This is a genomic window from Nocardia sp. CC201C (genome assembly GCF_030010695.1).
Taxonomy (GTDB): domain Bacteria; phylum Actinomycetota; class Actinomycetes; order Mycobacteriales; family Mycobacteriaceae; genus Nocardia; species Nocardia otitidiscaviarum.
This window is the reverse complement of record NZ_JASCXP010000128.1, coordinates 1-17018: the sequence shown is the minus strand read 5'-3', so window position 1 is coordinate 17018 and position 17018 is coordinate 1. Positions and strand designations below refer to the sequence as shown.

19 protein-coding genes are annotated in these 17018 nt (G+C 68.8%); 8 read left to right on the top strand and 11 right to left on the bottom strand.

The window, feature by feature from the left end; genetic code table 11:
• The coding region (locus QK444_RS15680; protein WP_282781006.1) for an MFS transporter at positions 1-463 on the bottom strand (463 nt) is incomplete at its 3' end.
• Between the two features lie 48 nt (positions 464-511).
• On the opposite strand from QK444_RS15680, the gene QK444_RS15675 reads away from it, so the two are divergent.
• Positions 512-1450 (top strand): LysR family transcriptional regulator, encoded by a 939-nt coding sequence (locus tag QK444_RS15675; RefSeq protein WP_282781004.1) that lies wholly within the window; start codon positions 512-514, stop codon positions 1448-1450.
• 163 nt (positions 1451-1613) lie between these two features.
• Positions 1614-2291, top strand: a complete 678-nt coding sequence (locus QK444_RS15670; RefSeq protein WP_282781002.1) for an ABC transporter permease — start codon at positions 1614-1616, stop codon at positions 2289-2291.
• A gap of 10 nt (positions 2292-2301) precedes the next feature.
• On the opposite strand, the gene QK444_RS15665 is transcribed toward QK444_RS15670, so the two are convergent.
• The 3 genes from QK444_RS15665 to QK444_RS15655 all read right to left on the bottom strand — a co-directional run bounded on the left by QK444_RS15665 (position 2302) and on the right by QK444_RS15655 (position 5314).
• Positions 2302-2895 (bottom strand): dihydrofolate reductase family protein, encoded by a 594-nt coding sequence (locus QK444_RS15665; RefSeq protein WP_282781000.1) that lies wholly within the window; start codon positions 2893-2895, stop codon positions 2302-2304.
• Positions 2892-3710 (bottom strand): metalloregulator ArsR/SmtB family transcription factor, encoded by an 819-nt coding sequence (locus QK444_RS15660; RefSeq protein WP_282780998.1) that lies wholly within the window; start codon positions 3708-3710, stop codon positions 2892-2894. The genes QK444_RS15665 and QK444_RS15660 overlap by 4 nt, the downstream gene beginning before the upstream one ends.
• Positions 3711-3772: 62 nt before the next feature.
• A complete protein-coding gene (locus tag QK444_RS15655; RefSeq protein WP_282780996.1) occupies positions 3773-5314 on the bottom strand; it encodes a sulfatase-like hydrolase/transferase in 1542 nt (513 codons plus the stop codon).
• Between the two features lie 50 nt (positions 5315-5364).
• Between QK444_RS15655 and QK444_RS15650 the strand changes: the two genes are divergently transcribed.
• Entirely contained in the window at positions 5365-6000 is a 636-nt protein-coding gene (locus tag QK444_RS15650) for a TetR/AcrR family transcriptional regulator (protein WP_282780994.1), read from the top strand.
• Between the two features lie 80 nt (positions 6001-6080).
• Here the strand turns inward: QK444_RS15650 and rsgA are convergent, their stop codons facing one another.
• The 3 genes from rsgA to QK444_RS15635 form a co-directional block, all read right to left on the bottom strand.
• Positions 6081-7085, bottom strand: a complete 1005-nt coding sequence (rsgA, locus tag QK444_RS15645; protein WP_282781013.1) for a ribosome small subunit-dependent GTPase A — start codon at positions 7083-7085, stop codon at positions 6081-6083.
• Positions 7082-8365 (bottom strand): 3-phosphoshikimate 1-carboxyvinyltransferase, encoded by a 1284-nt coding sequence (gene aroA / locus QK444_RS15640; protein WP_282780992.1) that lies wholly within the window; start codon positions 8363-8365, stop codon positions 7082-7084. The genes rsgA and aroA overlap by 4 nt, the downstream gene beginning before the upstream one ends.
• Before the next feature lie 302 nt (positions 8366-8667).
• Positions 8668-10176: an aldehyde dehydrogenase family protein gene (locus QK444_RS15635; protein WP_282780989.1), complete on the bottom strand. Its 1509-nt coding sequence runs from the start codon at positions 10174-10176 to the stop codon at positions 8668-8670.
• A gap of 228 nt (positions 10177-10404) precedes the next feature.
• On the opposite strand from QK444_RS15635, the gene QK444_RS15630 reads away from it, so the two are divergent.
• Positions 10405-11166: an SOS response-associated peptidase gene (locus QK444_RS15630; RefSeq protein WP_282780987.1), complete on the top strand. Its 762-nt coding sequence runs from the start codon at positions 10405-10407 to the stop codon at positions 11164-11166.
• 118 nt (positions 11167-11284) lie between these two features.
• Here QK444_RS15630 and QK444_RS15625 read toward each other — a convergent pair whose 3' ends face one another.
• From QK444_RS15625 to ybaK, 4 genes are all read right to left on the bottom strand, one after another.
• A complete protein-coding gene (locus QK444_RS15625) occupies positions 11285-11596 on the bottom strand; it encodes a hypothetical protein (protein WP_282780985.1) in 312 nt (103 codons plus the stop codon).
• A 177-nt stretch (positions 11597-11773) separates the two neighbouring features.
• Positions 11774-13471: an MDR family MFS transporter gene (locus QK444_RS15620; RefSeq protein ID WP_282780983.1), complete on the bottom strand. Its 1698-nt coding sequence runs from the start codon at positions 13469-13471 to the stop codon at positions 11774-11776.
• Positions 13468-14007, bottom strand: a complete 540-nt coding sequence (locus QK444_RS15615) for a MarR family transcriptional regulator (RefSeq protein WP_282780981.1) — start codon at positions 14005-14007, stop codon at positions 13468-13470. The genes QK444_RS15620 and QK444_RS15615 overlap by 4 nt, the downstream gene beginning before the upstream one ends.
• 120 nt (positions 14008-14127) lie before the next feature.
• Positions 14128-14619: a Cys-tRNA(Pro) deacylase gene (ybaK, locus tag QK444_RS15610; RefSeq protein WP_282780979.1), complete on the bottom strand. Its 492-nt coding sequence runs from the start codon at positions 14617-14619 to the stop codon at positions 14128-14130.
• Between the two features lie 292 nt (positions 14620-14911).
• Between ybaK and QK444_RS15605 the strand changes: the two genes are divergently transcribed.
• The 4 genes from QK444_RS15605 to QK444_RS15590 all read left to right on the top strand — a co-directional run.
• Complete coding sequence (locus tag QK444_RS15605) at positions 14912-15637, top strand: sigma-70 family RNA polymerase sigma factor (RefSeq protein ID WP_282781011.1); 726 nt, start codon at positions 14912-14914, stop codon at positions 15635-15637.
• A gap of 8 nt (positions 15638-15645) precedes the next feature.
• The gene (gene rsrA / locus QK444_RS15600) at positions 15646-15915 is read left to right on the top strand and encodes a mycothiol system anti-sigma-R factor (protein ID WP_282781008.1); all 270 of its coding nucleotides are present in this window, start codon (positions 15646-15648) and stop codon (positions 15913-15915) included.
• Between the two features lie 268 nt (positions 15916-16183).
• Positions 16184-16399 (top strand): biotin/lipoyl-binding carrier protein, encoded by a 216-nt coding sequence (locus QK444_RS15595; RefSeq protein ID WP_029931608.1) that lies wholly within the window; start codon positions 16184-16186, stop codon positions 16397-16399.
• Positions 16400-16480: 81 nt separating this feature from the next.
• Positions 16481-17018: histidine kinase N-terminal domain-containing protein (locus QK444_RS15590; RefSeq protein ID WP_282780977.1), on the top strand; the 538-nt coding region annotated here is incomplete at its 3' end.

The window sequence follows — 17018 nt, the reverse complement described above, 5'->3', positions numbered from 1 at the left end:
CGGCCAGCCCCGCCGCGATCGCCCAGACCCCGCCCATGCCGATGCCCACCAGCACGCGTGCCACGATCAGCGCGACCGGGCCCGGGGCCCACGCGGTGCCCAGATTGCCCAGCAGTACCACCGTCATGAGCACCGCCAGCATGGTGCGCCGATCGAACCGTCCGCCCCACGCGGTCAGCAGCGGCGCCGAGATGGCGGCGACCAGCCCGGTCACGGTCAGCGACAGTCCGGCGGTGCCGGTGCTGATGCGCAGCGCCTCGCTCATCGGCGTCAGCAGTCCCACCGGCAGCATCTCCGAGGTGACCACCGTGAAGGTGCCCCCGGCCAGTGCCGTCACCCCGGCCCACCGTCGGGGTCCTGCTGAATGCCGCTGGGGTACAGCCGTATTCGCGACTTCCTCGACATGTTCCATGGAGTCCAGCCAACTGCCCGCGACGGCCGGGAACAACGGCGGAGTCCTCATGGTTCCATGAGCCGGGCTAATGAACCGTCGGTGTGTGTCGGAGGACGTATGGGCAGCCTGGACATTCGTGAACTCGAGGCATTCCTGGCCCTGGCCGACGAATTGCACTTCGGCCGCGCCGGGGAGCGGCTCTACCTGTCGCAGAGCCGGGTGAGCCAACTGCTGCGTTCGCTCGAGCAGCGGGTCGGGGCCACCCTGGTGGAACGCACCAGCCGCCGGGTGCGGCTGACACCGCTGGGCGTCGCGTTCCTGGCCGAGCTGCGGCCCGCGTACACGGCCCTGCACACCGCCCTCGACACCGTCCGCGCCGCCGCCCGCGGCGTATCGGGTACGGTGCGCCTCGGCTTCCAGGGCGCGAGCAACGAGCATCTGACCAGCGCCATCGCGCTGTTCACCACTCGCTATCCGGACTGCGCCATCGAGCTCACCGAGATCGCGCTGTCGGACCCCTTCGGCGCGGTGCACCGGCACCAGGTCGATGCCGCGGTGGTCCTGCTTCCGGTGCGCGAGCCCGATATCGTGCTGGCGCGGGTGTTCTCCCCGCAGCCGGTGTCGGTGGCGGTGCCCAGCGGCCACCGCTTCGCCCGCCGCTCCCGCGTCACGGCCGAGGACCTGGCCGCAACCGCGTTGATCGGCGTGCGCGGCCCGGCCCCGGAGTACTGGCGTGCGGCACAGGCCCCGGCCACCACGCCGACCGGCCGTCCGATTCCCGCGGGGCCGACGGTCGGCACCCTCGAGGAGGGCTTGGCCCTGGTGGCGGCCGGGCGCGGCGCGCTGCTGCTGTGCGATCCCACGGCCGAGTACCACGGCCGCCGTCCCGTCCGCTTCGTCCCGGTCACCGGCCTGCCGCCGTCCCGGCTCGGCCTGATCTGGCACCGCGACCGCGAAACGGCACGCCTGCAAGCCTTCTCGCAGGCACTGGCCGCCACGGCCCCGGCGGACGACACTGCGAGTGCGGCCTCTGCGGTGGCGAGGTCGCGGACATGAGCTTGCCGGACCATCCCCGCCCACCGTCGATACGGCTTCCGATCCGACCGACCCTACCGCTTCAGCGACCGGGCTATCCTGTGACGAGCGCGATATCCGCTGTAGCGGTACGGCTTTGCGCCTACGGGTCCGGCCTGCGCCGGGGTGAGTTGACTCTCAACCCATGGAATCCGAAGGCGTGGCCAGGTTCTACTTCTCCTGTCGTCAAGGAGGATCCGACATGAGCCCGACCAGTCCACGCGCAATGAACGCCGCGAGTGCCGTCCCGAACAATAGAGCCTCGTATGTGGGTTTCGGACTCGCCTGGTTACTCGGGTACGGTGCGTACGCGCTGACCCACGGTGACGATCCCATGCTGGGGATACCTGCCGCCACCGGCCCGGTACTCCTGATCGCGGGAATGTCGACCGCCTCGATCATCACGGTGGTGGTCATGATCCGGGCGCAGCGTGGTGCTCGTGGCCGCGAAGCTGTCGTCGGCTACATGCTGGCCGCTTCGTGGCTGATCGGTTTCGTCGCGCTGTATCTTCTCATCACAGCCCTGAGTGCTGTGATGGACCCCGATCAGGTGCAAACACTGTTGTGGCCCAGCGGTTCCGGACTCGTCGTCGGGATGATCTATCTCGCTGGTGGAGTCGCCTACCACGACATGCCGCAGTTCACTCTCGGCGCGTGGCTCGCGGTGATTGCCTCGGCCGCACTCTTCTTCGAGGGGGCGAACCTGTACTGGGCACTCGCGGTGGCAGGAGGCGGCTATCTCGTCGCCGCGGCGCTGCGGCCGCGCGGCACCACGACGGCGACGGTCGGTGGGGAATCGACGCTCCGATACATCACGAAGTGAGGCGGGAGTCCTAGTCGCGCACGCGGTCGTAGACCACCGCCATGACACCCGATTCGCCGGTCTCCTGGAAGGTCAGCGCCCACTTCGACGACGGCAGTCCGTCCTCGAACAGCCGCTGCCCGCCCCCGGCGATCTCCGGGCAGATCACCAGGTACAGCCGGTCGAGCAGGTCCGCGGTGAGCAGCGGCTTGATCACGCTCGGGCTGGTGTTGACGAGAATGTCGCCGGTGCCTTCGGCCTTCAGTTCCGCGATTACGTCGGCGGTCGGGGCGTTCCGCACGCGGGTGCGTTCCCACGGCGCTTCGCCCAGCGTGCTGGAGAGGACGACCTTGTCGGTGTCGACCAGCCATTTGGCGTAGCCGCGGTCGCGCGGATCGGCGTTCTCGGCGGCGGCGACCGAGGGCCAATAGCCCAGGAAGCCCTCGGCGCTGCCCCGTCCGAGCACCGCCGTGGTGGCGTTCTCGCACATGCGCGACATCTGGTCGCGGGAGACGTCGGTGCCCGCGTAGGGGACGATCGCGCTCAGATCGCCGGGGCCGCCGGGGCCGTTGTAGCGTCCGTCGAGGGTCAGGCTGATGTTGGCGGTGACGGTGCGAGTGCTCATGGCTGTACTTCCTGCGTGGGTTGAGTGGCGATGGTGTCGGCGAGCCTGCCGAGCACCTGGTTCCAGCCGGTTTCGATCCCGGCTACGTAGGGGGCGGCTGCGACGGCCGTATCGGTGAGGGTGAGGTGGAGCCGCAGGCGGGTGCCGTCCGCGACCTCGGTCAGCGTCAGGTCGTAGTGGCCGGTGAAGGAGACGGCTCCGCTCGCGTCCAGGACGGACAGGTCGAAGACGAGGTGCTCGGGCGCGGTCGCGGCCTCGACCCGGCCCGCGGAGCGGTAGTGCGTGCCCTCGGCATCGCGGTAGTCGAGGACGACGCGGCCGCCCGGCTCCGCGTCGAGCACGCATGCGGCGACGCGCAAGGACGGCGGCGACCACCAGGAGCCGAGCAGCGCCGCGTCGGTCCAGTACCGCCAGACCAGGTCGCGGGGCGCGGCCAGGGTGCGTTCGAAGCGGAAGTCGCGCCCGTCGGCCCACCGATCCCGCTGCGCGGCACGGGTTTCCGTATCGATCGCGGCGCGGTAGTGCGCCAGTGCGTCGCGTTCGTCGGCATGCGCCGCCGCGGTATCGGCCAGTTCCCGCAGCCGCTGTGCCAGGTCGTGCAGCGGCGATGTCTCCAGCGCGTAGACGCGCCGCTGCCCGAGCGGGAACACCGTGACGAGACCCGCGCGGGCGAGGGTTTGCAGGTGTTTGGTGGTCTGCGGCTGCCGCAGACCGGTCAGCTGAGCCAGCTCACCGACGGATCGCGGCCGCTCGGCCAGGAGTTCGACCATGCGCCAGCGGGCCGCGTCCCCGAGTACCGATGCGATCCGATCCATGCCCTGAAGTATTCACTGGAGAGAATATTCTTGTCAAGGAATATCTTTTTCCTCGGGGTTCGTCAGGGCGTGTGCCGACGCAGCTCCCGGGCGATGAGCGAGTCCACGAGATCGTTCATTTCCTCGACCAGTGCGGAAGCGCCGCCGCCGTGAGCGAGATTGCGCAGCTCCAGCGGATCGGTCACGCGGTCGTAGAGCTCGTACTCGAATTCGCCGCGCGGGCCGTCGATCCGCTCGGGGGTGGAGTAGCGGGCGAAGCTGTAGCGCGGCGTCACCGTGCCGCGCAGGCAGTACCTGCTGCCGGGTGGTTGTCCGCCACTGGATTTCGCGTCCGAGGTGAGCAGCAGTGCCTCGCGCACGGTACCGGACGGATCGGCCAGCAGCGGGGACAGATCGTGGCCGGGTCCCGTTGCCGCGCCGCCGATTCCGGCCAGCGCCGCCAGCGTCGGCACCAGATCGACATGGGAGGACAGCGCCTGCGTGGTGCTGCCGTGCGTGGCGGAACGACGCGGATCGGCGATGACCAGTGGTACGCGGTTGTTCTCGCGGTAGATCATCGCGCCCTTCTGGCGCAGCCCGTGTGCGCCGCCGAGCTCGCCGTGGTCGGCCACCCGCACCACCACGGTGTCGGCCGCGGACCCGGCCCCGTCCAGGGCGTCGAGCACCCGTCCGGTCAATTCGTCGGTGCGGCGCAGCAATTCGAGGTACCAGTTACCCCATCGCCGCCACTGCAGCCGGGCGGCGGGGGAGTCCACCTCGGTCGGCATCACCCCGCCCACCACGTCGTTGAGTGTGCGCCAGGTGCTCTGTACGCGCGGTTTGGTGGAGAGGTCGGATTCGAAATTGGGCGGCACCTCCGCGCCGTGGTCCGGCACGTCCTCGAGGCGGTAGAAGCGCGGGCAGAACATCATGTCGTGCGGATTCACCATGCTCACCACGCACAGCCAGGGCGTGCTGTCGCCGCCGTGCCGGTGCAGCCAGTCGGTGGCGTGCGCGACGACCACCGGATCCTCGTGCAGGCCCGCGTTCGGGCCGCCACCGTCCAGGATGTCGATGGCCTCGTCGAAACCGTACGCGGCCAAGGCCGTCGGCTCCGGTCCCACGGAGCCGGAGAGATGCCATTTGCCGATGTACGCGGTGTGGTAGCCGGCATCTCGGAGTAGGGTGCCGAGGGTGGGGATGGCGGTGTCGAGATCGGGATTCCAGGTCTGCACCGCGCCGAGCACGGCACCCAGCAGATCCTCGCTACCCTGCACATTGTCTTTGACGCCGCTCGCCGGGGCGTGCAGTCCGGTGAAGACGGCCGAGCGCGCGGGCGAGCACGGAGCGGTGGGGGTGTGGTGCATGGCGAATCGCACGCCCCGGGCTGTCAGCCGGTCGCTGGCGGGCAGCGTGAACCCCTGGGGTAGAACCACATCCGCTCGTTCCTGGTCGGTCATGACCACCAGGATGTTGGGCCGGTCCGGCGGTGCCGCCTGCGCCGCGGGTGCGAGCGCGCCCCGCAGTATCGGCACCGCGGCAGGGGCGGCGGCCAGCATGGCGAGCATGCGGCGGCGATCCAGCCGGTTGGTGGTCACGGACGGTTCGGAGCTGTGTGCGGACATGGCGCATTCCTTGCTTGAATAGCCACTGCTACTCGAATAGCGTTCACTATGTGAATGACGACGCCAACGTAGCACGGAAGCGCCTGAGCCGCGCGGACGCCAAGGCCCGCACCCGAGAACTACTGCTCGACGCGGCGGAACAGGTGTTCGCGCGCAAGGGTTTCGCGGGAGCGTCCGTGGAGGAGATCGCCGAGACGGCGGGCTATTCGATCGGCGCGGTCTATTCGAACTTCGGCAGCAAGGACAAACTCTTCACCGAACTGCTCTCCAGCCGCGCCGGGGGCCGCGTCCAGCAGGCCGCGCACCTGCTCGCCGACGGCGACGATACGAATCCGCTTGCCGCCCTGGGGAAGCTGCTGGTCGACGTGGCCGACAAGGACCGCGACTGGGCCCCCTTGCAGGCCGAGTTCTGGCTCTACGCCATCCGCAATCCGGATGCCATGGACGCCCTCGCCGCCCGGCTGCGCCGCCCGCTCGACGGGCTGACCGCCCTGCTGACCGGCGAACTCGGCGCGCGCGGCCTCCAGGACGCGGTACCCGCCGATATGCTCGCCACCATTGTCTTCGCCCTGTTCCGCGGGTTGGTGCAACAGCGGCGGCTGGACCCCGCCTCGGTATCCGACGAGACCTTCACCCAGGCGCTGCGCTGGCTGCTCGCCGGTATCGAAACGACTCGCGACCGATAGCATCCGCGCTCGACAGCACGCGCGCTCGACAGCACGCGCGACCGACAGCACCTGTGTTCGATTCGGCTCGCCCGACCGATTCAGCCGGACTGACCGCGGAACCAGGGATCGTTGGAGTTGAGCGCGGTGAGCAGCAGCCGGATGGCGGCCACCCGGCGCTCCGTGCCGGGCAGTTGATCCAGGGCGCATTCCGGATCGGCGGGCGGGCCGAGGTGGGTGCAGCCGCGCGGGCAGTCCTCGATGGCCTCGGAGAGATCCGAGAACGCCTTGATCACATCGTCGGGCGTGATGTGGGCCAGGCCGAAGGAGCGCACACCCGGGGTGTCGACGACCCAGCCCCCGTCGGGCAGCGGTAGCGCCACCGACTGGGTGGAGGTGTGGCGGCCCTTGCCCACCCCGGACACCTCGCCCGTGGCCCGATCCGCGTCGGGGACAAGGCGATTCACCAGCGTGGACTTCCCCACGCCGGAATGGCCGATGAAGGCGGTGAGCTTGTCGTGCAGCAGCTCCCGCACCGGTTCGACCGGATCCTCGATGCCGCCGTAGACGATGGCGAGATCCAGATCCCGGAAGGCCGAGGCGAATTCGGATTCGGCCACCAGATCGTGTTTGGTGAGGCACAGAATCGGTTGCAGCCCACCGACAAACGCGGCCACCATGGCGCGTTCCACGAATCCGGTGCGGGGCGGCGGATCGGCCAGTGCCACCACGATGAACAGCTGTTCGGCATTGGCCACCACGACGCGCTCGAACGGATCGGTGTCGTCGGCGGTGCGGCGCAGCACCGTCGAGCGGTCGGCCACCCGCACGATGCGTGCCAGGGTGTCCGGTTTGCCGGAGAGATCGCCGACCACCTCCACCTGATCGCCGACCACGATCGGGGTGCGCCCGAGTTCGCGGGCGCGCATGGCCACGATGGGTCGGTCCGGATCGCCGTCCAGGACACAGCCCCACCGGCCGCGGTCGACCGAGACGACCATGGCCGGTGCGGCGTCCAGATGCCGGGGCCGCGTCTTGGTGCGGGGACGGGAACCCCTGCCCGGGCGCACCCGGACATCGGATTCGTCGTACTCGCGCCGCCTCAGCGGACCACTCCCGAATCGGCCAGCATGCCCTCCCAGAGGGGCACGAAGTTCGGCAGGGTCTTGGCGGTGGTGCCGATGTCCTCGATCTCGATGCCGGGCACCGCCAGGCCGAGAATCGCTCCGGCCGTGGCCATCCGGTGATCGGCATAGGAATGCCAGATGCCGCCGGAGAGCGGGGTCGGATCGATGATCAGGCCGTCCTCGGTCTCGGTGACCTTGCCGCCGAGCCGGTTGATCTCGGTCGACAGCGCCGCGAGCCGGTCGGTCTCGTGGCCGCGCAGATGCGCGATGCCGCGCAGCCGCGACGACGAATCCGCCAGCGCGGCCAGCGCCGCCACCGTCGGGGTCAGCTCGCCTACATCGTGCAGGTCGATATCGATGCCCGCCAGCCGATCCGGGCCGCGCACGATCAGGGTGCTGTCGTAGAAGCGGGCCTCCGCCCCCATCCGCACCAGAATCTCGCGGATCACGTCACCCGGCTGGGTGGTGAGCCGCGGCCAGTGCGGAATGCTCACCTCGCCGCCGGTCACCGCGGCCGCCGCCAGGAACGGGGTGGCATTGGACAGATCCGGCTCCACCTCCCAGTCCACCGCGCGAATCGGTCCGGGCCACACCGTCCAGGTCTGCGGTCGGCGCGGATCCTCGGGCGCGTCCACCCGCACATCGGCCTGCCGCAGCATCTGCACCGTCATCTCGATATGCGGCATGGACGGCAGCGGCGCACCCTGGTGGTTCACCGTGATGCCCTGCTCGAACCGCGCCGCCGACAGCAGCAGCCCCGAGACGAACTGCGAGGAACCCGACGCGTCGATGGTGACCGGGCCGCCGCGCAGCGCCCCGGTGCCGTGCACCACGAAAGGCAGTGCGCTGCCGTCGATATCGACACCCAGCGTGCGCAGCGCGTCCAGGATCGTCCCCAGCGGCCGGACCCGGGCCTGCTCGTCCCCGTCGAAGGCCACGTCGCCGCGCGCCAGCGCCGCCACCGGCGGCAGGAACCGCATGATCGTCCCCGCCAGTCCGCAGTCCACCGTCGCGGCGCCGAGCTCGGCGGCGGGCGTCACCGCCAGCGTGTCGGCATCCCCTTCGACCGCCACGCCCAGGGCCCGCAGCGCGTCGATCATGAGGTTGGTGTCCCGGCTGCGCAGCGCGCCGGTGATGGTGGACGGCCGATCCGCCAGCGCGGCGAGGATCAGGGCGCGATTGGTGATGGATTTCGATCCGGGCAGGGTCACGGTCGCGTGTACGGGGACATCGACATGGGGCGCGGGCCAGAAAGTCACCCACCAATACTCTCACTACCGCCACCGTCCGACTCTCCGAGTACTCGGCACGCGGCGTACTCGGCACGCGGCGGAGAGCTTCTCCGCCTCTCCGCGTATTCGGCGCACGACGGAGCGTCGTCGGCGGTTGTGGACGCGGACCGGGGGTTGGGGTGGTGGTTCGACTCCGGGCGCACCCGGTGCGTTGCCCCGAACGTTGCGAGACCAGTTGTCGCGGGGAGTGATGGGGCGGTCGCCGTCCTGCGGATACCCGGCGAGTCCGGTCCCGCACGGGGACCGGACTCGGTTGTCGGTGCCGGGCTCTACTTGTGGCGGCCGTGGAGGAAGGGGACCAGCTTGCGGAGGAGCTTCATGGTGCGGTCGGTGCGACTGTAGGAGAGCAGGGCCATGCCGGGAATCGTGAAGCGCTGCACCGCGATGGAGTGCGGGCGGGTGAATTCCAGCATGCCGGGCGCGCCGTGGATGCGGCCGATGCCCGAATCGCCGACGCCGCCGAAGGGCAGGGCGGCGATGGCGGCGAAGCCGAGCACCGAGTTCACCGAGGTGCAGCCCACGGAGAGGCGGCGGGCGATCTCGAGGCCCTGCTTCTTTGAGTAGACCGCCGAGCCCAGGCCGTACTTGTTGTTGTTGGCGAGCTTGATGGCCTCGTCGACGCCGTTGACCGTCTTGATGGTGACGGTCGGGCCGAAGGTCTCCTCGCACACGGCGTCGGAGGATTCGTCGGCGTCCACGATGACGACCGGGGCGATGTAGGGACCCTGCACCGACTCCGGCCCGCCGAGCACGGCCTTGCCGCCGTTCTTCAGCGCGTCCTCGATATGGCGGCGCACGATGTCGACCTGCGCCGGCATGGTCATCGGCCCGTAGGACGCCTTGTCGTCGGAGCCGGGCTTGATATCGGTGAGAATGCGCTTCACCTCGGCGACGAACTCGTCGGCGACGGACTTGTCCACGTACACGCGCTCGACACCGGCGCAGGTCTGGCCGCTGTTGGCGGTCGCGCCCCAGGCCACCGCGTCGGCGGCGGCCTTGATGTCGGCGTCGGCGGCCACGATCACCGCGTCCTTGCCGCCGCACTCCAGCAGCACCGGGGTCAGCGTTTCGGCCGCCGCGGCCATGATCTTCTTGCCGGTGGCGGTGGAACCGGTGAAGGCGATCTTGTCGACTCCGGCCCGCACCAGGGCCGCACCCGTCGCGCCGAAGCCGTTGACCGTGGTGAAAACACCGTCCGGCAGTTCCGGATTGGCCTCGGCGAAGGCGGCGGCGAAGAAATTGCCGATGCCGGTGGAGAACTCACTCGGCTTGAACACCACCGCGTTTCCGGCCGCCAGCGCGTACGCGATGGAGCCGTTCGGGGTGTAGACCGGGTAGTTCCACGGGCCGATGACACCGATCACGCCGAGCGGGCGCTGTTCCAGATGCGCGGCGAAGTTCGCCATCAGCGCGCCGGGGGAGACCTTCTTGGCCTTGAGCACCTTCTCGGCGTTCTTGGCCGCCCAGGAGATGTGCTCCAGCGCCAGCATGAGTTCGAGGAAGGCGTCGTCGCGCGGCTTGCCGTTCTCGGCGTGGATGAGCTCGCACAACGCATCGGACTTCTCGACCAGCTTGCTGGTCCAGCGCAGCAGGTGCTTCTTGCGCTCGTCGTAGGAGAGCGCGCCCCAGGTGGCGGCGGCGGTACGGGCCTTGGCGACCGCAGCCCGCACGGCGTCCTCATCGTCGATCCGGTACGTGGCCAGCGTTTCGCCGGTGGCCGGGTTGACGGATGTCAGTGATTCGTCCCGCTCGGTGACGGCGGTTTCGGTGGTAGACATGTGCGGCGATCCCTTGGTGAGAATGTGATGGGGAGAACGTCTCACACCCGCCAACTGAAGTCAATTGCCATCAGTTTGGAATTTGCCTCCGCTCCGCTCCGGCGTGTTCGCGGCCCTGCAAGCTCGGTTCTTCCCTCCCTCCGCTTCGCTCCCCCGCTCCGCTCGGTCCAGAACCGAGCCGGGCCGCGAACCGGGCGGTTGTCGGTGCCCGATGGCAGCATGGTCCACATGTGCGGTAGGTACGCGACCACGACGAATCCGGCGTCGCTGGCCGTCGAGCTCGACGCCATCGACGAAACCGACGACACCGGGACCCCCAACTACAACGTGGCCCCCACGAATCAGGTGGTCACGGTGGTGGAGCGGCACGACCGCGAGCATCCGGAGGAAGCCGCCCGGCTACGCGTCCGGATGATGCGCTGGGGCCTGATCCCGCCGTGGACCAAGGCCGCCGAGCCGGGCGTGCCCGCCAAGGGCAAGCCGCTGTTCAACGCCCGTGCCGACAAGGCCGCCACCACCGCCTCGTTCCGCGACGCGGTGAAGAAGCGCCGCTGCCTGGTGCCCATGGACGGCTGGTACGAGTGGGTCACCGACGTGGACGAGCAGGGCAAGGCCGTGAAGCGGCCCTTCTTCATGTCGCGTGCCGACGGTGAGCGGCTCTACATGGCGGGCCTGTGGTCGGTCTGGCGCGACCGCGAGGTGCGGGATTCCGAACCACTGCTCTCCTGCACCATCCTGACCACCGACGCGGTCGGCGACCTCACCGAGATCCACGACCGCATGCCGCTGCCCATGCCGCGCGAGCACTGGGACGCCTGGCTGGACCCGGACCATCCGGCCCCCGCGGAACTCCTGGAAACGCCTGCCCCGCAAGACATCGCGGACATTATCGCGCGCCCGGTGCCGATGCTGGTGAACAGTGTCAAGAACAACGGCCCGGAACTGCTGGGCAAGGTCGGCGAACAGGCAGGCCAGATCAGCCTGATGTAACCGAGCGTGTAACAAGAGTGCCCGCCGCTGTTCACGACTGGCACGGGGTGTTCGCGGCCCGGCTCGATTCTGGACCGAGTGGAGCGGGGGAGCGAAGCGGAGGCAAATCAGACACAGCTCAGACTTTGCACTTGACCGAGTCCAGCGCGAAGGAGATGCCGCATTTGGCCACGCCCGCGATGGTGTCGATGACCTTGGTGGCCAAGCCGCCGCCCAGGTTCTCGGCCTTCTCGATGTTCTTGTCCTTCTTCGGCTCCCCGGACGGGCCGGGATCGCTGCCGAGCGGGTAGTTCGGATTCGCCGGGGCGGTCAGCACCAGCCCGGGCGCCGCATGCGCGGTGGCGGCGGTCGCCAATCCGGGACCCACGATGAGGACCGCCGCGCCACAGACGGCGATCCCGACGGTGCGTACACGCTGACGGGGGGACATACCGCATCACATCCTCGGGTCGAACGACTGTTGTCGGTGAACTGCGGAACTGCGAGCGCGTCCTCAAGTAACGCACACATCCGGCGCGAACCCGAGGATCCGCGCCGGACGCGTCGTATTACGCCCCGGACTCGGCTGACACCATGGACCCGGCTGACACCATGGACTCGGCCACGACTAGGCGATGGTCTTCGCCGCCGCCGCGACCTCCGCCTCGGCCCGTTCGTCCTCGGTGCGCGCCTGGATGCCGCCCGCCGTGCGCAGCGGCACCTCCTTCCAGAACGCCACCAGCAGCAGCGCGATCACCGACACCCCGGCGGCCACCAGGAACACGGTGTCCATGGCGTCGGCGAATCCGGCCTTGAACGGTGCGGCCAGGGTCGGATCCAGCTGCTGGATGATCGAGCTGTCCTGCATGACCTCACCCGCCGCCGAGTGATCCTGCCGGGCCAGCCCGGTGGCCAGCGCCCGGTCGGCCGGATTGTCGCTGCGCGCACCGGCCATCACCGCGGCCTGGAATTCCGGCCGCGCCGACGCCGCCCGCAGCTCATCGGAGATGTTCGGGGTGAGTTGCGAGAACAGAATGGACAGGAAGACCGCCACGCCGAGCGTGCCGCCGATCTGCCGGAAGAAGGTCGCCGCCGCGGTGGAGACGCCCATATCCTTCGGCGGCAGCGCGTTCTGCAGGGCCAGCATCAGCGGCTGCATGAGATTGCCGAGGCCCAGACCGGTGATGGCCATGAAGACCATGACCACCCACAGCTCGGTATCGGCCGAGACGAGGTGCAGCAGGAACATGCCCAGCGTCACCAGCACCGCGCCGATGGGCGGGAACCAGCGGTAGCGCCCGGTGCGCGAGATGAGCTGGCCGGAGATGATCGAGGCCGTCATCATGCCGAGCACCAAGGGCAGCATCTGCATGCCCGCCAGCGTCGGACTCGAGCCCTGCACCACCTGGAGGTACTGCGGCAGCAGGGTGATGCCGCCGAACATGGCCATGCCGACCACGAACGAGATCACCACACCCAATGCGAAGGTGGAGTTCTTGAAGGTGCGCAGCGGAATCAGCGCGGCATCGCCCTGCCGGGCCTCCACCGCGATGAAGCCCAGGATGCCGAGTGCGCCGATGAGGTAGCAGGCCAGGGAACCCCCGCTGCTCCAACCCCATTCGCGGCCCTGCTCGGCCACCACCAGCAGCGGCACGATGCCGATGGCGAGCATGAGCACGCCGAACCAGTCGACCGGCACCTTGGACCGTTCCACCTTGGGCAGTCGCAGCACCCGCGACACCACGGCCAGCGCCACCAGGCCGATCGGCACGTTCACCAGGAACACCCAGCGCCAGCCGGTGATGCCGAAGATCTCGTTCTGTCCGGAGATCAGGCCGCCCAGCACCGGCCCCACCACGCTGGAGGTGCCGAAGACGGCCAGGAAGTAGCCCTGGTAGCGGGCGCGTTCCCGGGGGCTGACGATATCGCCGAGGATGGTGAGCGCCAGCGACATCAGCCCGCCCGCACCCAGGCCCTGGAATGCCCGCGCCGCCGCGAGCTGGTACATCGACTGGGCGAGGGTGCACATGAGCGAGCCCGCGATGAACAGGGTGATGGCGGCCAGGTAGAAGGGCTTGCGCCCGTACATGTCCGAGAGCTTGCCGTAGAGCGGGGTGGCCAGCGTGGCGGTGATCAGGTAGGCGGTGGTCACCCACGCCTGGAGCGAATACCCCTGCAGGTCATCGGCGATGGTGCGGATGGAGGTGGAGACGATGGTCTGGTCCAGCGCACCCAGCAGCATGCCGAGCATGAGTCCGCTGACGATGGTGAGGATCTGTCTGTGGGTGAAACCCGCGGAGTTCGGTGTATCGGTGGTGGCTGTCACGGATGTCTCTCTGCCGCTTGGGAGTTCGGATAAAGGCTGGTGAGCAGGGCGCTGCGGGTGGTCTCGTAGTCGTCCACGAAGCGCCGCAGCAGGGCGGCGAAGGTCTCGCGGTCGGCGCTGGTCCAGTCGGCCAGCATGAGCCGCAGCGACTGGTTGCGCCGGGCGCGGATCTCGGCCGCGGCCGCGTGTCCGGCGTCGGTGACCGACAGCACGCTGACGCGTCCGTCGGTGGGGTCGGCGCGGCGTTCCAGGAAGCCGCGCTTGACCAGGTTGGCGACCTGTCGGCTGACGGTGGAGGCGTCGGAGTAGAGCGTTTCGGCCAGCGCGCCCGAGCGCATCGGCCCCGCACAGATCAGCTGGAACAGGATGGCGAAGGCGGCCGGTTCGACCTCGCCGTCGCTGGCCGCGGCGATCTGGGCGTTGGTGCGGTCGCGCAGGCGGTGCAGGCGGATGAGCTGCCGGGCGACATCGTCGATGAGCGCCTCGGGGATATCGGCTGACGGCGCGTGGACGCCGGGAGCCGGGGATGCGGACATGTTTCGGCACACCTCCTTTGCTTGGGCTGTACAACTATTTGTATCAGACAATTAGTTGTAGAAAACAAATATGCGCGAAGATCCATGCCCACCCGGCGCGGGCGGTTCGACGGGGAAGGGTCAGCCCGCGGTGACGGACGCGGTGACCGCTCCCGTCAGGCGCACCAGATCCTCCGGTGCGACCTCGATCTCCAGCCCGCGCTTACCGGCGCTGCACAGCACCCGATCCCATATCAGCGCCGACTTGTCGAGCACGGTCGGCAGCCGCTTCTTCTGCCCCAGCGGCGAGATGCCGCCCAGTACATAGCCGGTGGTGCGCTCGGCCTTGGCCTTGTCGGCCATGGTGGCCTTACCGCCGCCCAGCGCCGCGGCCACCGCCTTCAGCGACAGCGTGTTCGGCACGGGCAGCACCGCCACCGCCAGACCCGCGCCCACCTCGATCACCAGGGTCTTGAAGATCTGCTCGGCGCGCACGCCCAACTCCTCGGCCAACGCCGCCACCGCCTCCGCGCCGTAGGAATCGCTGCGCGGATCGTGGTGGTAGGAGTGCACCCGGTGCTCGACCTGCGCCTGCACCAGGGCGCGGATCGCGGGAGTGGAAGCGGCGGCCATAGCCGGTCAGCCTAGAACGCCGCGCCCCGGCGGCGACACCGGTTTTCCGCACCCGGGAACACGGCGACCACCCGGCATGTTGCACGCCATGCGCGACCGATGCCACGCGGTCGGCGGAGTGTGCGAAGGAGATGCCCAGGTGACCGTTCTGGTGGACACCCGCCCGCGGACGGCGCAGGCCCGCTCGACCGGGACCGTGCCGCTCATCCGCATTCCCCGCCCCGCGACCGATGCCGGTTTCGCGGTGCTCACCCCGCTCGCGGTAGATTCACAAGCTACGGCGATCGAAGGGATGAGCGTGACGAGCGACGACGAAATGGCTGTCGATCGCCCAGGCGATGACGATACGGCCATGAACGAGGGCATCGACGACCCAGCGGTCGCCGACGACAACGACGAGGAATCCGGCGCGGTCCGCAGCACCGCCAGCGACGCCGATCTGGCCGCGCGCTTCGAGCGCGACGCGCTCCCGCTGCTCGACCAGCTCTACGGCGCGGCCCTGCGCATGACCCGCAATCCGGCCGACGCCGAGGATCTGGTGCAGGAGACCTTCGCCAAGGCGTACCAGGGTTTCCGCTCTTTCCGGGAGGGCACCAACCTGCGTGCCTGGCTGTACCGCATCCTCACCAACACCTACATCAACTCGTATCGGAAGAAGCAGCGCCAGCCCGCGCAGTATCCGACCGACGAGATCACCGACTGGCAGCTGGCCGCCACCGCCGAGCACACCTCGACGGGCCTGCGCTCGGCCGAGATGGAAGCGCTCGAGGCGTTGCCGGACGACGACATCAAGCGGGCTTTACAGGAGCTTCCGGAGGAATTCCGGATGGCGGTCTACTACGCGGACGTAGAGGGCTTCCCCTACAAGGAAATCGCCGAGATCATGGGTACCCCGATCGGCACCGTGATGTCCCGCCTGCACCGCGGCCGCAAGCAACTCAAGGGCCTGCTCGCCGACGTGGCGCGGGAACGCGGATTCAACCGATCGGGTAGCGCGCGTCAGGAGGTAACCCAGTGAGCGACGATATGGACCTGGACTGCTCGGCGGTACTCGCCGATGTGTGGCTGATCCTGGATGGCGAATGCGATCAGGCCACCCGCGATCGTCTCCAGCACCATATGGACCACTGCTCCCCGTGCATCGAACAGTACGGTCTGGAGGAGAAGCTCAAGAGCCTGCTCAACCGCAAGTGCGGCGGCGACAAGGCCCCCGACACCCTGCGCCAGCGCCTCACCATGGAGATCCGGACGACCTACACCCAGGTGGAGACGCGGCGGATCGAATCGGGCGAATAGCCCGCCCGCGGACCCCGGAAAGAGCTGAGCGGCACGTTTTCCTCTGCTGGAAAACTGTGCCGCTCAATGCTTTTCAACGCAAGCCTACCGGCTCAGGCGTTCGGCCGCTTGCCGTGGTTGGCGCCGTTCTTGCGGCGGCTGCGCTTCTTACGTCCACGCTTACCCATCGGTAGTCTCCCTTCTGATTGAAGGCCATTCTTTCATGTGTGGTTGGCTGTACCGGCAGCGGTACCGCGGTATCACAGGCCGACCGGAGACAAGGGGTGTCATGGCTGAGGAAGTCCTCGCGGAGATGGTGTCGACCGTTCAGGAGATCCTGGTCTCGGTCGGCGACAAGGTGAAGGTCAACGACCCGGTCATCATGCTCGAGTCCATGAAGATGGAGATCCCCGTCGTGGTGGAGTCCGACGGCACCGTCGCCTCCATCGATGTGACGGTCGGCCAGGTGCTGCAGAAAGGCGACCTCATCGCGACCATCGCCTGAGCGAACCCCTTCCCGGACAATCCCTTCCCGGGGCCCGCGTGGGAACATACTCCCGACGCAGGTGAAGGAGCGTGGCTGAAATTGTCGACACTGAGCGAGCTGCTGGCCGAGCACACGGATCTGCCGGGTGCGGCCGTCGATCATCTCCAGCGGGTGGTGGGTGACTGGCAATTGCTGGCCGACCTGTCGTTCGCGGACCTGACGCTCTGGGTCGGCGCCGGGCCGGTCTCCGACGGCGCGGATGTGGTATGCGTCGCCCAGTGCCGCCCGACCACCGCACCCACCGTGCACCCGGAGGACCTGGTCGGCGGCCTGGCCGCCCACGATGACCACCATCAGGTGTTCGACGCGCTGATCAGCGGCGATATCGTGCGCGTCGACGTCGACAGCGAGGCCACCGGCGTCTACCACCCGCATCCGGTGCACGCCGTCCGCGAGGCCATTCCGGTGCGGGTCGGCGACGATGTGATCGCCGTGCTCGGCCGCGACACCGATGTACAGCGCCGCAAGATGCGCTCCAATCTCGAGGTGGCGTACATGTCGTGCGCCGACGACCTGTGCCAGATGGTCAACGACGGCACCTTCCCCACGCTCGAGGACCGCACCGGCTCGCACTCCA